We start from the raw sequence: 15,923 nt of genomic DNA on the forward strand, positions 1-15,923 counted from the left end.
AATATATAGAAGCGGTAGGGCATCAGACTATCGTTACTAAAAACATAACCGCCACCAGCAAAAATTCAGTAAAGTAGCTATGTTATAAGTAGCTGTATTACAAGTTGTTATAAGCAGCTATGTTAAAAGCCGCTAGATAAAAATCGCTCAACCCATTAAATTTATATAATTGTCACAATCATGTTCTAAGAGGTAAATCATGACACGGATGCATCTGCGCACTGCTATTTTTGGCTCATCACATCGTACAGCGATTGGCATGATATTGCTGTCGAGTATCGCTGTTACTGGCTGCACGACCAACTACCTGACCAATAGCACAGAAGGCACGTATGGCGTGCCGATGACAGAGCGCACTATTCCGCAGCGTCTGCTTGATCGCAGTATCGAACACACTGCCAAAATCAACGTCTATGGCTTACAAGAAAATCTACAACAAACCAGCCGTATGGACATTGATAGCTTCAACAGTGAAGTGCTATTGACAGGTGAAGTACCTACTGAAGCCATCAAAACAGAAATAGAAAAAGTCGTCAGCTCTATGCCTGATGTACGCCGCGTTTATAACGAATTGAACGTCAGTGCCTCAAAAGGTTATAGCTCTACCGTGCAGGATGGTTATATCACTTCCAAACTGTTAGCAAAAGTGGCCGCTAGTGATGGTGTTAGTTCTTCACAGATTAAGGCAGTGAGCGATAACGGTGTGGTTTATATTATGGGACGTATGACCCCCACTCAACAGAGTAATCTCATTGATATTGCCAACACTACGGTCGGTGTGACGGAACTGGTATTGCTTACGACGGTTGTAGACGATAGAGGGGTGAAGATAAACGAAGACGACATTATGACTGACAACAATTTGGGCAATGCTGATTCAGTGCCAGTCGTTGAAGGCGCTGTTGCTAACATTGATAGTACTCGTACAGCAACGCCAGTTATAGTGACAGAAGAGGGCACAACAGGTGAGCAGCCACAGTCTAGTCCTTATATCGATCTGTATCAGGGACAGTAGTAGCCATCGCCATTATTTACGAATCAGAATTTATGAATCAGATAGATAAGTGATGGCTGTTAAGTGATTGGATTTTAATGACAAGAAGACTAAACAGTACTAACAGGAAAAACACGATAAATCCTTAGTGAACCAGTAATATATAGACAGTCAGCAATATAACAGCCCGCCAAATAATAAATGGTACTCTTAATAAATAATGGTAATTTTAGTGAATGATATTTTATAAAGAGGCTGTGATAGTGCTCATCATTGTTTATAAATATAAGAGGGATACTGGTAAATGAAGAATTTAGAGAAACACGCACAACAGAGCGCAAACAGCCATAGCAATACATTCAATGAACAAGCCTCTAATAGCAAAGCGTCTTATAAAAAGCCACGCACGCTCAAATTTACAGGTGCGGGATTAACCGCAGTGCTAGCAATAGGTGGTATCACGCTAGCATCACAGAGTGCACAAGCTGTATCCCCGCTAGCTATCGTCAATGGCATTACATCGAGTGGTGGTGTTGGCGTTAGTAAAGACATCCTCTACGGTGATGAGCCCTCACAAGATTTAGATATTTATTATCCCAAGCCTTTGGCACAAGCAATGAAAGCCCAGACCGCGATTAACGATACTTATCCGATGGTCGTGTTCGTCTATGGTGGATCATGGGAAAACGGTACCAAAGAAGACTATGCTTTCGTTGGTAAGAGTCTGGCGCGAGCAGGCTACGTGACCGCAGTGATTAACTATCGGAAGGCACCCGAACACCCATATCCTGATTATGTAAAAGATACGGCAAAAGCGATTGCATGGAGCTATGACAATGCCAAAAGCCTGCATGCAGATCCTCAGCGTATGGCTGTCATGGGACAATCGGCTGGTGCGTTTAATGCTGTAGCAGCAGTGTCTAATGAAGACTTTTTAGCACCTTATGGTATCAAACCAAAAGATATCAAAGCAGTTGTTGGCATCGCAGGTCCTTATAGTTATGATTTTAGGAAGTTTGATAGCGCCACTGCTTTTCCTGCTGATGCTACTCCTGACCAAGTCATGCCCGACAGACAGTTAAAAGGTGAGCAGCCACCTTATCTATTATTGACTGCTGAAAATGACAAGATTGTCTATGATACCAATACCATTAATATGACCAAAGCACTTAAAAATTATGGCGCAAGAGTTGAAAACGGTGTTATCGAAGGCGCAAGCCATGCCACTAGTATCGGTGCGATGGCACCACCATTGCGTTGGTTGAACGATGTGCGCTCGCAAGTGCTGACATATTTGGATAAAGAGCTGAAATAGCTCATTCTCTGACTATAACTCTACAAAAGGTTAGTATCACTATTTACAAGTACCACTGTTTATAAGTGACATTGCTTAAGTATCAAAAAATAAATCCTCAACTGGCATAGCGCTCGTTGGGGATTTTTATTGTGTAGGGCGTGTCATCAATTAGCACATTAATACATTTAGTGGTCTTAAAACGGTTGAATTTATTAATACTATAATAAAACCTGTCAATTCAATGCGCTATTCCCTTATGATAGAAAACAGACATTATCGAATATATAGTAAAAACGAAAAGTTCTAAGACAACGTTTAAAGCGGTGAAACACCCACTGAACCCAAAGGACGATTATCATGACTATATTTATGCGACCACTCAAGATTGCACTACTAAGCTTAACGTTAGCAGTACCTTCATTAGCATTTGCCATCGGTGGCAATGATCCTGTTCCAGGAATTGATATTATCATTAAAAAAAATCCTGGCTCAAAACCTATTGCTAATATATCGTTAACTGATTCAGAGATGAGTCAATACAATGCGCTCAAAGAGAGTGATCGTCCTGTTTATTTAAGCAAGGTTATAGTGCCAAAGTTAGAGCAGGTCAATAAAAAATACAATTATGATATTAAATGGGATGACATTATCGAAAAAGGTGTTAATCAAGATTGGTGCACACCAGAACGATGCAATATGAAGACGAGAGTCGTCATACAGCTTGAGATTCCAAAGAGCTTGAGTCAATCTGATGTTAAGTTTAGCTTGGCGAGTCAGTCAGATACCCTGATAGAAAAACGTACCATAAGGCGAGTTACTCAAATGGAAAGACGTTAAAATTTTGGTATATCATTTAGCCTCTTTTATCGTCCAAGCAACCATTACGATGACTGTTTGGGCAGTGCTATTTATAGTCAGTGCTTATAGCCGATGCGCGACAGCAGGCTGAAAGCGCCTGATATTGTATCCAGTCTATGTAAAATTGATGATATGTATATGTCATGTGCGCTTATACACAGACAGTGCTGTAAGATGTTCAAACTCTTGTTATAATGTTGCCATTCAAATAATACCCATTTATATAAGACAGGATATTTTATGAGCATGAACGCTGACGATTTGATTGCATTTTTACAGACTCACTTTCCAGACGCTTTTATTCAAGCAGCCAATCAAGGCAATAAGTTTGATGTGCGTGTGGTTGATGCCAGTTTTGAGGGCAAGCGTGCCGTTCAACGTCAACAAGCAATTTATGCATTGGTCAATGATAAGATTGCGAATGGCGATATTCATGCGCTCAATATTCAAGCATTAACGCCTGCTGAATGGGATATCCAGTCAAAAGGCTAAACCATTATATATATGATTGAACATTTTAAACTAACCATTTAGGTGGTTGGTTATAAGTTCAATTTTCACCATTTTTTACACTCATCGCTAGGTTGTCACTTCTATGGATCAATTTTTAATCACTGGTAGTAGTCGTATCGCAGGGGAAGTTACTATCTCAGGCGCCAAAAATGCCGCGTTGCCGTTACTTGCGGCTATGATATTAGCCGAGACTCCAACGACATTACACAATGTGCCATCGCTACAAGATGTGCGCACATTGATTGAATTGATTGGCGGCATGGGTATCAAAATCCAAAAACAGGGCGATACTGTTACGTGCGATACCAAAGATATCGATAATTTTTATGCACCGTATGATTTGGTTAAAACCATGCGTGCCTCAATTTTGGTATTAGGCCCATTGCTGGCACGTTTTGGTGAAGCAGAAGTGTCATTGCCAGGCGGTTGTGCCATTGGTTCACGCCCTGTCGATCAGCATCTAAAAGCTTTTGAGGCGATGGGTGCTACGATTAGCGTAGAGAATGGTTATGTCATAGCACAGGCACCAAAAGGTGGCAGGCTAATAGGTTGTAACTTCTCATTTGATATGATTACCGTAGGCGGTACTGAAAACGTAATCATGGCAGCAGCACTTGCCAAAGGGACGACCGTTTTAGGTAATTGTGCTCTAGAGCCAGAAGTGGTTGATTTGGCCAATATGCTGGTCGCGATGGGCGCTAAAATAAGCGGTATAGGTACATCAGTCATGACCATTGAAGGTGTCGAACGCTTACATGGTTGTGAGTATTCAGTTGTACCAGATCGTATCGAGACAGGTTCTTACCTTGCTGGCGCGTTGATGACTCGCGGTGATGTATTGACCAAAAATACATCTGCATTACTATTAACACCAGTGTTAGAAAAATTTGAAGCCATGGGCGCCGTGATTACTACTGGTGATGATTGGATTCGTGCGCAGATGATGGGTCGTCCAAAGGCTGTTGATATTCGCACCCAACCACATCCAGGTTTTCCGACTGATATGCAGGCGCAATTGATGGCAATTAGCTGTCTTGCGGATGGCACGAGTACTTTTATCGAAAATATCTTTGAAAATCGCTATATGCATGTTCCTGAGCTTAATCGTTTAGGCGCCTCTATTCAGGTTGATGGTCATACCGCTGTGGTAAAAGGTGTTGAAAAATTTACTGCTGCACCAGTAATGGCGACTGATTTGCGTGCTTCTATGTCATTGGTCATGGCGGCGGCGACTGCTGAAGGCGAAAGCTTAATCGACCGTATTTACCATATTGATCGTGGCTACGAAGACGTTGAAAATAAATTGCGCGCGCTAGGTGTGAATATCGAACGTACTAATACTAACGATTAATATTAACTGGCTTATCCAGCATCAGTCCATCCATTACGGATGTGATTGGTGTTAGCACGAAAAGCTTAGTAATATATAACTAAAAGTCCCTTTCAGTGGGGCTGTCAACTGTACATGGATACGATGTCATTATGACTGAAGCAACCAAAGCCTTACCAATCAGCGATGTATTAAACGAAGTAAACGATGAGTTTTCAGGCTTAACATTGGCGTTATCAAAAGGCCGTATTCTAGAAGAAACCATGCCACTGCTACGCGCAGCTGGTGTTGAGTTGTTAGAAGACCCTGAAGCCTCACGCAAGCTTATTTTCCCAACCTCAAATCCTAATGTACGTGTATTGATTTTGCGTGCCAGCGATGTGCCGACTTATGTAGAACACGGTGCAGCTGATTTTGGTGTGGCAGGTAAAGACGTCTTGCTTGAGCATGGTGCCAATCATGTTTATGAGTTGTTGGATTTGCAAATTGCTCAATGTAAGCTGATGACCGCTGGCGTAAAAGACGCGCCACTGCCAAATCGCCGCCTACGTATCGCCACCAAATACGTCAATGTGGCACGTGCCTACTTTGCAAGCCAAGGTCAGCAAGTCGATGTGATTAAGCTATATGGCTCGATGGAACTTGCCCCATTGGTCGGCCTAGGCGATTTGATTGTGGATGTGGTCGATACTGGCAATACCTTACGTGCGAATGGGCTTGAAGCTCGTGATCACATTTGTGATGTCTCATCTCGTCTTATCGTCAATCAAGTCAGCTATAAGCGTAAATTCGCGCTACTTGAGCCGATTTTAGATAGCTTTAAAAACAGTATTGCTAGTGCATCGTAAGCCACTGGCAATCATTGGTAATATAAAGCATGGTTATGCAAATTTTTAAACCAGTTTAGTGCTCTATGATAGATATAGCGTGCTAAACTGGTTTTTTCATCTTTGCTTGTCAGAGAATAAAAGCCCAGTATAATCTGATGTATAAGTCATCAAATTATTGTTAATATTTAATACACGCTACCATTACATTATTAATTTCAGCCATAGGATTAGGTCATGCGCCAACTAAGTACTCAAGATGCCGATTTTGACAGTCAATTAACAGAGCTGCTTGCTTTTGAAACCGTTAATGATGCCGACTTGTTGAAGACCGTTGATGACATCATCGCGCAAGTACGCCATGAGGGCGATAGTGTGGTGCTAGCCTTGACTCAGCAATTTGATCAGCATCCAGCGACGACGATGCAAGAGCTAGAGCTATCCAAAGAATCACTTGCTGAGGCATTTGCCAATCTTGATGAGACCGTCAAGACGGCATTGACGACAGCGGCCACACGGGTACAGACATTTCATGAACGCCAAGTACAAGAGACGTGGCAATATGAAGATGAGCTAGGCAATCGTCTAGGCCAAAAAGTCACACCGCTTGATCGTGTGGGTATCTATGTCCCTGGTGGACTTGCCTCTTATCCATCGTCAGTACTGATGAACGCCATTCCTGCCAAAGTAGCAGGCGTCGCCGAAGTCATCATGGTCGTGCCAGCACCCAAAGGTGTACTAAACCCATTGGTATTGGCAGCAGCGCATTTGGCACAGGTTGATCGTGTCTTTACTATTGGTGGCGCACAAGCTGTGGCCGCATTGGCCTATGGCACCGCGACGATTCCAGCAGTGGATAAAATTACGGGGCCGGGCAATAAGTATGTGGCAGCCGCCAAACGTGCAGTATTCGGTCAAGTCGGCATCGATATGATTGCGGGTCCCTCTGAAGTATTGGTTTATGCAGAGGGTGAAGCGCAAGATCGTGCAGATTGGTTGGCGATGGATTTATTGTCACAAGCTGAGCATGACCGTATTGCCCAAGCTATTTTTGTGACGACCAGTGAAGAGCAGCTAGCTGAAGTTGCGGCTGAGATCGAAAAAGCATTGGCAGAATTACCAAAAGCTGATATCGCTCGTGATTCATTGCAAAACCGTGGCGCGCTTATCTTAGTTAAAGACCGTCAGGAAGGTATTGCCGTGATTAATCGGGTGGCACCTGAGCATTTAGAGTTGTCAGTAGATAATCCTGATGAGCTGCTCAATGACATTCGTCACGCTGGCGCGATCTTTATGGGTCGTCATACTCCTGAAGCGATTGGTGACTACTGTGCAGGTCCTAACCATGTGTTACCAACTTCAGGCACGGCTCGCTTTTCTTCACCGCTGGGTGTCTATGACTTCCAAAAGAAATCATCTATTATTTATTGTAGTGAAGCAGGCAGTAAGCCGTTGGCCGAAACAGCAGATATTTTAGCGCAGCGTGAGGACTTAGATGCCCATGCGCGCTCAGCTCGTTATCGTTATCAGTAATATATTTTGAATACTGTAAAATTTAATTTTGTCATCTTTTTTAATAATTTTTGTGGCTAATAGTAGGATAACTTATGAGTGAATTAAAGATAGACACGAGACTTTGGTCATCTAAAGCACGAAATTTGTCACCTTATACACCAGGTGAGCAGCCGCAACACGACAATTTATGCAAATTAAACACCAATGAAAACCCATTTCCACCTTCTCCAAAAGTAGGGGAAGCCATCGCTAAAGTGTTGGAGCGTCAAGCAGATGATTTGCGCTTGTATCCAGCACCTGAGTCTGATGAGTTACGTAGTGCATTGGCAGGATTATATAACCTCGATGTCAATCAAGTATTCGTCGGTAATGGCTCAGATGAAGTATTGGCATTGGTGTTTGCCAGCTTTTTCCTAAAAGAGCGTCCTGTTTTAGCACCTGATATTAGTTATAGTTTCTATCCGGTATACGCGCATACCTTTGGTATCGAGCTGGTACAAATCGCCTTAGATGCTGATTTTAGTATCAGCCCAGATGCGTATCGTCAGCCCTGTAGCGGTATCATTATCGCCAATCCTAATGCCCCAACTGGATTGCTACTATCACTTGCGGATATCAGCAAATTAGCGAGTGAGCATTCTAATTCAGTGATCGTGATTGATGAAGCTTATATTGACTTTGCACAGATAGAAGCGGATAGCTCAGATACTACTGTCTCAGCCATAAGCTTAATCAATGATTATGACAATATTCTTGTGACGCAGACTTTTTCAAAGTCTCGCTCGCTCGCTGGATTGCGTGTCGGTATGGCCTTCGGTAATGCCTCATTGATTGAAGCATTGACCCGTATGAAAAACAGCTTTAATAGCTATCCATTAGACAAGTTAGCGCAAGCGGGTGCGACTGCCAGTGTTTTAGATGTTGAATATTTTGAGCAAACGCGTCAGCAGGTTATTGACCTGCGTGAGTCAATCACAGCAGATCTAGTAGCCTTGGATTATAAAGTGCTGCCGTCACATGCCAACTTTGTATTTGTGCGTCCAAAAGAGGGCAACGCGAGTGCTGTGGCCAGTGCGTTACGTGAGCAAGGCATTATTGTTCGTCATTTTGACAAACCGCGCATCAATGATTATTTGCGTATTACGGTTGGTACTGCAGAGCAGAATGAGCGTTTGATCAATGCATTAACTACGCTGCGAGCGATGAGCATATAGATGAAAAATCTGAATGTGATTCGTAATCGACCATTGATTTGTACTATTGATCACGTTTTCAATGAGCTGGAATGTGAGAAACTCATTGAAAAAAGTGAAGTGCAGCAGTATGAACAGGCACAAATTACGGTCGGCAACGATCAGTTTCGAACAGATACGAGTGTCCGAAATAATGACCGTATCATATTTGATGATGCTGACTTAGCAAAAGAACTCTTTGACCAAGTAGCGTGTTATTTGCCAAAAACATGGGATGAAGGTTTATGGGAGTTGTCGGGGCTGAATGAGCGTTTTCGTTATTATCGTTATGGCGAAGGCCAAACGTTCAAACCACACTTTGATGGTGCTTATGAGCAAGGTAAGTTTCATAAAAGCTTCTTAACGCTATTGTTTTATTTGAATGACGACTTCGAAGGTGGCGAGACAAAATTTTATCAATGGCAAGGTGGTTGGTATAATAATGATACGCCAACTTATATTGTTACACCGAAAAAAGGCCAAGCATTATTGTTTGCACATCTACAGCTTCATGAAGGTGCACCAGTGATATCAGGTGTTAAATATGTGTTACGAACGGATGTCATGTATCGAGCAATATGTCTTTAATAAATGATTTAATAACATTACATGCTGATACTGAAGTTGCTGTGGATTGACTAATCGTCCCTGTTGTATTAATACCGAATAATAAAAGTAAAGCCTGCCAACATTGTGTTGAGCAGTCTTTATTTTTTACTTCTTAAAACAATATCTATAGTCAAAGAAGTCTAAAGTGGATACAAGGCAGCCGACCGAAGATTGTACAAGTAGTACATTTAGGGAGGGTAACGCTGGAGCCATTTAGTGGTTTTCTGACTATCATTCTATTTTCTCAGATTCTCTTGGGCAAGAACTGATAGCAAATTACCCACTTTATCCAAACATTCTTGGTATTCAGCATCGCAGTCAGAAGCGATAGTAATACCACCTCCAGCCCATAAGCTGATGTGTTTTTCTCTATTCAAATCGTTATGTGATGAAGCGTTGGCTTGCAGCGTACGAATCAGTACATTCCATTGACCACTGCCATCAAAATTCATATAGCCCATGGTGCCACAATACGCGCCACGCGGTGTTGTCTCTAATTCAGCGATAATCTCAACAGCACGTTTTTTTGGTGTGCCAGTGATGGAACCTGCGGGCAAACTGCCAAACAATACTGCCAACGGATGGGTATTTTCTTTGAGCTCAGCAGTGATAGTGCTGACCATGTGATGTACATTGCTAAAGCTTTCTATTGCAAATAACTGTGGTACTTTTACGCTACCAATTTTGGCATATTTGCCCAAATCGTTACGCAATAAATCGACAATCATGACATTTTCAGCACGATCTTTTTCACTATCACTGAGTTGGTTTTTATAGCGGTTGTCTTGTTCGCTCGTTGCACCACGCGGCATCGTACCTTTGATAGGTTTAGTAATGATGTGATGTTTGCCAGTGTTGGTATTTTTTTTGAAGGTAAAAAACAGTTCAGGTGAGCAGCTTAATAATTCAAACGAATTCGTAAGTATATCAGGAGCGTTTAGACTGTCATTCATGCTATTAACTGACAAGTATCCTGCAAAGGGCGCCTGAGTATTACGATATAGCATAGGCAAATAATCAATCAAATTAGATGTCGATTGGACATTGCTTGCCTTATGAGAGAGCTGACCATGCCATTCTTGCGTCAGATTGATTTGATAGCAGTCGCCTTGTTTCAGATAGTCCTGAGTGCGGTCAAATGCTTGCTGATAATCATGCTTGCCCCATCGTGCTTGCAATATTAAAGGAGCAGGTTTTGATGATTCAAGGTATTTTTGACTCAGACATGTGTCAGACAACGTTTTATCTAGTCTGTCTAGATATGAGATAAGCGCTACGACAGCTTTATCGCTCAACTCATCATCAATAGTTTTATCTGAGCTGTTAGATGTTGTATTAACAGTTAACTGCCAACCAGTTTTGCTATTTTCTTTAGGTGACAGATAAATATCGTAATGACCCAATACCGCACAAGGCTGTGCTGCCAGTTCAATATTGGCAGCTGGACTTAGCTCATGAGCCGCAATGTCATAACCGATAAAACCTATTAGGCCATGATGGTACTTAGGGTTTTCATGGATATCAGTTGTCGATGTTCTGTCATAATCATTAGTCTCATAAGCTTGACTATAAGTCGTTAAGCTGTTTTGCCATTCCGCATAGCTCATATAGGCCGTTGTTGTGGCATTACTATTATCAGCATCGTTAGTCGTTTCAATATCACGGCACTGTCGAATAACTTTATAAGTAGCCAGTGGCGTATCAGGTAATTGATTATTAGTAGTATTAAAATAGACAGACCAGCTCATTTTAGGAAGTAAGCCAATAACAGGCCGTCCATCGTTATTTAGCCAAACCAGCTGCCAATTTGCTTTAGCATCTTGTGCTAGCAGATAACGCTGTAAATGCGGCATTAATTCTGCGGCAGGCAGCTCACCAAAACGCCAGCTAGGATTAGTAGCTGGCGATAGGGCAGAATCAGTCTTCTCAGTAGTCTTGTGATTTTTTTCGTGCATCGGTTACGCGTCGAACTTTTTGATGATTAGCGTTGCGTTCGTACCACCAAAGCCAAAGCTGTTACTCATAAGTGTCTCAAGTTTCGTTTCACGCATTTGGGCGACGATATCAAAGCCTTCAGCAGCAGGGTCTAATTCTTCGATATTGATACTTGGTGCGATAAAGCCTTCTTGTAGCATCAGTAAGCAGTAGATTAACTCTTGTGCGCCAACTGCACCTAAGCTATGACCAGTCATCGATTTGGTTGAGCTGATAGCAGGGACTTTACTGACATCACCACCGAACACTTTAGCAATTGCTTTAAGCTCAGTGATGTCACCTAAAGGCGTGCTGGTACCATGAGTGTTGATATAGTCGACGCTCTCTAATCCAGCCTCGGCTAATGCTTGCTGCATACAACGTACGGCGCCTTCACCGCTTGGCGCAACCATTTCAGCACCATCAGAGCTAGCACCATAGCCAACAATTTCAGCCAAGATATTAGCACCGCGCGCTTGTGCATGCTCTAAACTTTCTACGACGACCATCGCGCCACCCGCTGCAATCACAAAGCCATCACGGTCTTTGTCATACGCGCGCGAGGATTGTTTAGGCGTGTCATTATATTGAGTACTCATCGCACCCATTGCATCAAACATACAAGACTGGGTCCAATGCTCAGCTTCACTACCACCTGCTAGGACGACATCGGCTTTGCCTAGTTGAATAAGCTCAGCAGCATGACCGATACAATGCGTAGAAGTCGCACAAGCAGAGGAGATAGAGTAGGAGATACCGTGGATTTTTAGACCTGTTGCGAGCGCTGCTGATACTGAGCTGCCCATAGTCTTAGGTACTGCCATTGCACCAACACCGCGCAGACCTTTTTCACGCATGGCGTCGACAGCAGCGACTACATTTTCTGTTGAAGCGCCACCAGAGCTGGCAACCACACCAACGCGTGGGTTTTGGCTAATAACATCAAGTGACAATCCAGATTGTTTGATGGCATCTAACGCACTAACATAAGCATAGAGACTGGCATCACTAAAAAACCTTTTAAGCTTACGGTCGATAGCAGACGTGTCCAGTACTGATTTATCAATACTACCACTTACCTGTGACTTAAACTCATGCTCAGCATAAGAGTCATTGAACGTAATACCAGACTGTCCTTGCTTAAGAGCAGCAGTAACAGTGGCTAAATCATGTCCGATACAAGAGACAATCCCTGCTCCAGTGATAACAACGCGGCGCATATTCTATTCCTTATAAATAACGATTTTTTGATAATTACTGTTAATAAATTATTTCTAATAACCGTTTTTAATATCTACTTCTATTATTTGATCTCAAACGTACCACTCTCTTATAACCACAATGTGTCAAAATAGTGTGTTAAAGAATATGTTAAAGAAAGCGTATTTTTGACTATCAAATGCTTTTGTTGCAGCTATAATTGCTGTCATAATTAAATGATGTATGGTCTACCTATACTGTCTAGATGTACTGTATAAAGGGTATTTTATAAATCCGAGTACAACTGTACTGTGAATTATGGCATATGATAACGTATCAGGCGTCCAAAATCTTTGTACAAGTGCAAAATAACGACAAAATAGCACTTAAGGTTAGTGGTTATCCAAAAACTAAATACATAAAAGGTAGTATGAATAGGGCAGTCGTCGATACATCGACCAGAGACATATGAGGCTGTGCTTGAATATAACTGAACAAATAAACTTTAACATAGCATCAACTATCGATTAAGTTATACTTTTAGATACAAAGTTTGTAATGGCGATAACATTGTTCGCACTGACACTGAATATAGTCATTCGATAAGATAGCATATCAATTATAAGTAAAAATCTATTACTATAAAATCAATCACCACATTAAGGACATCACGATGGCAAAGCGTAGCATTCTTTCTAAAAGCATTAAAACAGTTGGCTCTCTGACCCGTAATAATCTAGAGCGCATGGGTGCAATCATTGACGGTGTCAACGCCAAGACAAGCAAGCCGCGTCAATACAAAGCGGTCAATTTGGGCGACGAAGATTATCAGCAAGACTTGTTTCGTGAGCAAACACTTAAAGCAACTCAGCAATTGCTAGGGCCACGTTTTGCTACTTATGGCAAATATGCCAAAAAAGTAGTGCCAAACAGTTTTTTTCAGACAACCGTTGATGGTGCTTTTGCGCAAATAGCAAAGCTTGCGTCTAACTGGAGTCAGATTGATTTGCCTAGTGAGCATCGTTTTGCCAATATCGCTAGTTTAGATGACGAAGAGCGTTACGCATTAGCTACTGATATCGCCAATCAAAACCGCGCACTTGCGACAATAGGTGGTTTGACAGGTTTAGCAGGTCTGCCCGGATTGCTAGCTGATACGTTGTGGTTGTTACTAGTATCATTACGTACCGTCTATCAATTGGCGGCAGTTTACAACAAACCACTGACAGGCAGCCAAGGTATTAAGATGGCTTATGAATTGCTATCAAATGCTGACCTAAGCAAGATGCAAGAAAAACAAGCATTGCTTGCTGGTATTGGTATCGGCAAAGGCTTGCTTGATAATGCACAAAATAGTGGTTTGCATAACGAGCTCAAAAACCTAGGCCTAAAAAACAAAAACGTTAATTTTTATGCAGAACAAGTTGATAATATCGCCAGTCAGGTTGGCATTGATTTGGATCAAATCAACTTATCATGGGTACGCCGTTTCTTACCAGCCACAGCGGTCGTCATTGGCATGCACTATAACAGCCAGTTAATTGATGAAGTAATCGGCGTGGCTCAAGCGACTTTCGCACCAGAAGCGAAGCTGGCAAATCGTGCAATTACGGATGATAGCAGTAGCGAAGCAAAAGTAGATAAGTCTGCTAGTAGCGATGATCAAGAAGGTACTGATAACCATACCAAAGATAGCACTACTGAAGATAAGGATGGCACAGATGAGAAGGATGAATCATCTAATAGCTCGTCAAGCGCCGCAACAGATAAGTCTGCTGATAAGCAAAGTAAATAAAGACAATTTGAACATCTCTCTATTTTTTAGTTTTCTATATAAGGTTGCGTTTATAAGTCATTATAGGCCAATCGCTAATTATTAATATTGGTGGTATTATATTTTGACTCTTGAAAATTTAGATAATATCGCCATTTACTTACCATAGATGTCCATTTATCATCAAACATCTTATTCAGACCACATGTGATATTGTTTTTATGCCACGTTTAGTGACTTATTTTCTAGTTGGCTTTTAATTAAAGGCAGCTAAGTGGGTACAGCAACAGGCTGAATGCATATCTATCAAATGTTGTAAAGTACAATCACTCATAAGTGGTTGAAATAGCAGCAACAACTCTTTATAATACACTGTCCTAAAAATGGGTGCTCCGAAAATCTGTCATTAACGTCAGATGGATGGTGCGTTACCCCATTTTTTTGTTTTATACCAAACGGGAGAAGGATGCCTCATGGCAACAACTAACCAATTGATTCGTAAAGGTCGCAAAACCATCAAGGAAAAGTCAAAAGTTCCTGCGTTGGAAGCGTGCCCACAGCGTCGCGGCGTATGCACTCGTGTATATACTACGACTCCTAAAAAACCCAACTCAGCCATGCGTAAAGTATGTCGTGTACGTTTGACTTCAGGCTATGAAGTATCAAGCTACATCGGCGGCGAAGGTCATAACCTACAAGAGCACAGTGTTGTTCTTATCCGTGGTGGTCGTGTAAAAGATCTACCAGGTGTACGTTATCACACCGTTCGTGGTGCATTGGATTGCGCAGGCGTTAAAGACCGTAAGCAAGGTCGTTCTAAATATGGTGCTAAGAAGCCTAAAGTTTAATAACTAATCGTTATTAGATAAGATTTTTTATACCAAACATTAACTGTGCATGGGTCTGGTGTTGACAGTATTATTAAATTAGTAATTCACTGTTAAAACATACCGCCGTGCAGTAAGGCTGACTGACAACTCGATATAACGCCACCTGATTAATAACTGGTGCGAGATTGTGAATGTCAGACACTCCTGAAGACAAGGAAATTTATTATGCCAAGACGTCGCGTCGTTGCTACCCGTGAGATCCTACCGGATCCTAAGTTTGGTAGCCAAACTGTTGCAAAATTCATCAACCATGTAATGAGTCATGGTAAAAAATCTACTGCTGAGCGTATCGTTTATGGTGCACTTGAAACAGTAAGCGAAAAACGTAAAATCGAAGATCCAGTATCTTTCTTCGAAGACGTTTTAGAAAATGTACGTCCAATGGTAGAAGTAAAAGCTCGCCGTGTTGGTGGTGCAACCTACCAAGTACCAATGGAAGTACGCCCCTCCCGTCGTACTGCATTGGCTATGCGTTGGATAGCTGAAGCTGCTGCTAAGCGTTCTGAGAAATCAATGGCTTTGCGTTTAGCAGGCGAATTGAATGATGCTGCTGATGGCAAAGGCGCTGCTATGAAAAAGCGTGACGAAGTTCACCGCATGGCAGATGCTAACAAAGCATTCTCTCATTACCGCTTCTAAGCTACTGTTTACTAGTAGCTTTAGACTGGTCGGCTAAAGTCAGCCAGTCTTACACTGTTATTTATTCTATTGATTGCCGCCATCATTTATTTAGTTGCCAATAGTCAAAAGCTATTTACGACTAAGATGGCGGACATCTATCAAGATGCTTCTCTAAAAAGACACTATTTAACTATTAACTAGGTTTAACGAGAGAGTATCCCAAATTTGATACCACACTATTCTTAGTATTTGCTCTTTTTTTGTCCGTATTAGGCTTAATAATCAGTAA

General features: G+C 41.9%; 14 protein-coding genes. 12 read left to right on the top strand and 2 right to left on the bottom strand.

The window, feature by feature from the left end:
• Positions 1-199 precede the first annotated feature (199 nt).
• From JMW61_RS05935 to JMW61_RS05975, 9 genes are all read left to right on the top strand, one after another.
• Positions 200-1,015, top strand: a complete 816-nt coding sequence (locus JMW61_RS05935; RefSeq protein WP_201549933.1) for a BON domain-containing protein — start codon at positions 200-202, stop codon at positions 1,013-1,015.
• 283 nt (positions 1,016-1,298) lie between these two features.
• The gene (locus JMW61_RS05940) at positions 1,299-2,309 is read left to right on the top strand and encodes an alpha/beta hydrolase (RefSeq protein WP_201549934.1); all 1,011 of its coding nucleotides are present in this window, start codon (positions 1,299-1,301) and stop codon (positions 2,307-2,309) included.
• 339 nt (positions 2,310-2,648) lie between these two features.
• Entirely contained in the window at positions 2,649-3,128 is a 480-nt protein-coding gene (locus tag JMW61_RS05945) for a hypothetical protein (protein ID WP_201549935.1), read from the top strand.
• 267 nt (positions 3,129-3,395) lie between these two features.
• Positions 3,396-3,641, top strand: coding sequence for a BolA family protein (locus JMW61_RS05950; RefSeq protein WP_455233762.1), 246 nt, complete (start codon positions 3,396-3,398; stop codon positions 3,639-3,641).
• 103 nt (positions 3,642-3,744) lie between these two features.
• Positions 3,745-5,013: a UDP-N-acetylglucosamine 1-carboxyvinyltransferase gene (gene murA, locus JMW61_RS05955; RefSeq protein WP_201549937.1), complete on the top strand. Its 1,269-nt coding sequence runs from the start codon at positions 3,745-3,747 to the stop codon at positions 5,011-5,013.
• Between the two features lie 131 nt (positions 5,014-5,144).
• Positions 5,145-5,840: an ATP phosphoribosyltransferase gene (hisG, locus tag JMW61_RS05960; RefSeq protein WP_201549938.1), complete on the top strand. Its 696-nt coding sequence runs from the start codon at positions 5,145-5,147 to the stop codon at positions 5,838-5,840.
• Positions 5,841-6,056: 216 nt separating this feature from the next.
• Positions 6,057-7,352, top strand: a complete 1,296-nt coding sequence (gene hisD, locus JMW61_RS05965; RefSeq protein WP_201549939.1) for a histidinol dehydrogenase — start codon at positions 6,057-6,059, stop codon at positions 7,350-7,352.
• Positions 7,353-7,426: 74 nt separating this feature from the next.
• Complete coding sequence (gene hisC / locus JMW61_RS05970; RefSeq protein WP_201549940.1) at positions 7,427-8,548, top strand: histidinol-phosphate transaminase; 1,122 nt, start codon at positions 7,427-7,429, stop codon at positions 8,546-8,548.
• Positions 8,549-9,154, top strand: a complete 606-nt coding sequence (locus tag JMW61_RS05975) for a prolyl hydroxylase family protein (protein WP_201549941.1) — start codon at positions 8,549-8,551, stop codon at positions 9,152-9,154. It begins immediately after the preceding gene.
• 257 nt (positions 9,155-9,411) lie between these two features.
• Here JMW61_RS05975 and JMW61_RS05980 read toward each other — a convergent pair whose 3' ends face one another.
• Together JMW61_RS05980 and JMW61_RS05985 are read right to left on the bottom strand one after the other, a co-directional pair.
• Positions 9,412-11,130 carry an anthranilate synthase component I family protein gene (locus JMW61_RS05980; RefSeq protein ID WP_201549942.1) on the bottom strand — a complete coding sequence of 573 codons (1,719 nt, stop codon included), beginning with the start codon at positions 11,128-11,130 and terminating at the stop codon, positions 9,412-9,414.
• Positions 11,131-11,133: 3 nt separating this feature from the next.
• Positions 11,134-12,369 carry a beta-ketoacyl-ACP synthase II gene (locus tag JMW61_RS05985; protein WP_201549943.1) on the bottom strand — a complete coding sequence of 412 codons (1,236 nt, stop codon included), beginning with the start codon at positions 12,367-12,369 and terminating at the stop codon, positions 11,134-11,136.
• Between the two features lie 653 nt (positions 12,370-13,022).
• Here JMW61_RS05985 and JMW61_RS05990 point away from each other — a divergent pair.
• From JMW61_RS05990 to rpsG, 3 genes are all read left to right on the top strand, one after another.
• Complete coding sequence (locus JMW61_RS05990; RefSeq protein ID WP_201549944.1) at positions 13,023-14,144, top strand: EcsC family protein; 1,122 nt, start codon at positions 13,023-13,025, stop codon at positions 14,142-14,144.
• A gap of 452 nt (positions 14,145-14,596) precedes the next feature.
• Complete coding sequence (rpsL, locus tag JMW61_RS05995) at positions 14,597-14,971, top strand: 30S ribosomal protein S12 (RefSeq protein WP_011281154.1); 375 nt, start codon at positions 14,597-14,599, stop codon at positions 14,969-14,971.
• A 207-nt stretch (positions 14,972-15,178) separates the two neighbouring features.
• Positions 15,179-15,652 carry a 30S ribosomal protein S7 gene (gene rpsG / locus JMW61_RS06000; RefSeq protein WP_110924207.1) on the top strand — a complete coding sequence of 158 codons (474 nt, stop codon included), beginning with the start codon at positions 15,179-15,181 and terminating at the stop codon, positions 15,650-15,652.
• The last annotated feature ends 271 nt before the right edge of the window (positions 15,653-15,923 follow it).

The sequence above is a fragment of the Psychrobacter fjordensis genome (assembly GCF_904845995.1).
In the GTDB taxonomy this organism is placed as follows: Bacteria; Pseudomonadota; Gammaproteobacteria; order Pseudomonadales; family Moraxellaceae; genus Psychrobacter; species Psychrobacter fjordensis.

Bases quoted from the DNA above. Each gene is read 5' to 3' on its own strand.
- rpsG (WP_110924207.1), top strand. From the start codon at position 15,179: ATGCCAAGACGTCGCGTCGTTGCTACCCGTGAGATCCTACCGGATCCT.
- JMW61_RS05945 (WP_201549935.1), top strand. From the start codon at position 2,649: ATGACTATATTTATGCGACCACTCAAGATTGCACTACTAAGCTTAACG.
- JMW61_RS05950 (WP_455233762.1), top strand. From the start codon at position 3,396: ATGAACGCTGACGATTTGATTGCATTTTTACAGACTCACTTTCCAGAC.
- hisC (WP_201549940.1), top strand. From the start codon at position 7,427: ATGAGTGAATTAAAGATAGACACGAGACTTTGGTCATCTAAAGCACGA.
- JMW61_RS05980 (WP_201549942.1), bottom strand. From the start codon at position 11,130: ATGCACGAAAAAAATCACAAGACTACTGAGAAGACTGATTCTGCCCTA.
- JMW61_RS05985 (WP_201549943.1), bottom strand. From the start codon at position 12,369: ATGCGCCGCGTTGTTATCACTGGAGCAGGGATTGTCTCTTGTATCGGA.
- rpsL (WP_011281154.1), top strand. From the start codon at position 14,597: ATGGCAACAACTAACCAATTGATTCGTAAAGGTCGCAAAACCATCAAG.
- hisD (WP_201549939.1), top strand. From the start codon at position 6,057: ATGCGCCAACTAAGTACTCAAGATGCCGATTTTGACAGTCAATTAACA.
- hisG (WP_201549938.1), top strand. From the start codon at position 5,145: ATGACTGAAGCAACCAAAGCCTTACCAATCAGCGATGTATTAAACGAA.
- JMW61_RS05940 (WP_201549934.1), top strand. From the start codon at position 1,299: ATGAAGAATTTAGAGAAACACGCACAACAGAGCGCAAACAGCCATAGC.
- JMW61_RS05935 (WP_201549933.1), top strand. From the start codon at position 200: ATGACACGGATGCATCTGCGCACTGCTATTTTTGGCTCATCACATCGT.
- murA (WP_201549937.1), top strand. From the start codon at position 3,745: ATGGATCAATTTTTAATCACTGGTAGTAGTCGTATCGCAGGGGAAGTT.
- JMW61_RS05990 (WP_201549944.1), top strand. From the start codon at position 13,023: ATGGCAAAGCGTAGCATTCTTTCTAAAAGCATTAAAACAGTTGGCTCT.
- JMW61_RS05975 (WP_201549941.1), top strand. From the start codon at position 8,549: ATGAAAAATCTGAATGTGATTCGTAATCGACCATTGATTTGTACTATT.